1 protein-coding gene is annotated in these 588 nt (G+C 39.1%); it reads right to left on the reverse strand.

Annotated features, from left to right (window positions below):
- Positions 1-17 precede the first annotated feature (17 nt).
- Positions 18-588, reverse strand: a 571-nt coding sequence (locus tag ABCW45_RS17830; RefSeq protein ID WP_343221303.1) for a Type 1 glutamine amidotransferase-like domain-containing protein, incomplete at its 5' end; no start/stop codon positions are given.

The raw sequence follows: 588 nt of genomic DNA on the forward strand, positions 1-588 counted from the left end.
AAACTGGAATTTTCAAATTAGTCTTTGCAAATAACCTTTGAATCTTCACCATCAATTACAATTCCCTGACGGTTGTTAATTGGGCATAGATTCAAATCCGAAAACTCAGTCATTATTTTCTCGGTAACTTTCTTAAATGGTGCTGTAAGATAATGCGGAAGAACATAGAAATCAATCAAATCAATCCCTGCATCATCTTCTTGTGAGTAGTCCTCCGGCTTTTCATCCATTTGCTCGATATATTGGATGCTTGGAGCGCATATAATTGCGCCTGCCGACTCGCCGATCATCAATTTTCCATTTGCCAATTCCTTTTTCAGCAGTCCATCAGTTCCCGTTTTACGGAGCTGGTCCATAAGAAAGAAAGAATTTCCGCCGGTAAAATATATCACATCTGCTTCTTCAAAAACAGACTGTATCGTTGAATAAGCCTCCGTTGAAATATCAATTTCAGTTACGATCGCTCCCAACTTTTTGAATAATTTTCGAGCCGAGCCGACATAACCGGTGTAGCCTTCACGCAGTGAAGCTGTTGGAATAAATGCGACTTTCTTATTTTCAATTTCTTCCTTTATCAGACTTCCTACA

The organism is Pilosibacter fragilis, from assembly GCF_032490495.1.
Classification (GTDB): domain Bacteria; phylum Bacillota; class Clostridia; order Lachnospirales; family Lachnospiraceae; genus Pilosibacter; species Pilosibacter fragilis.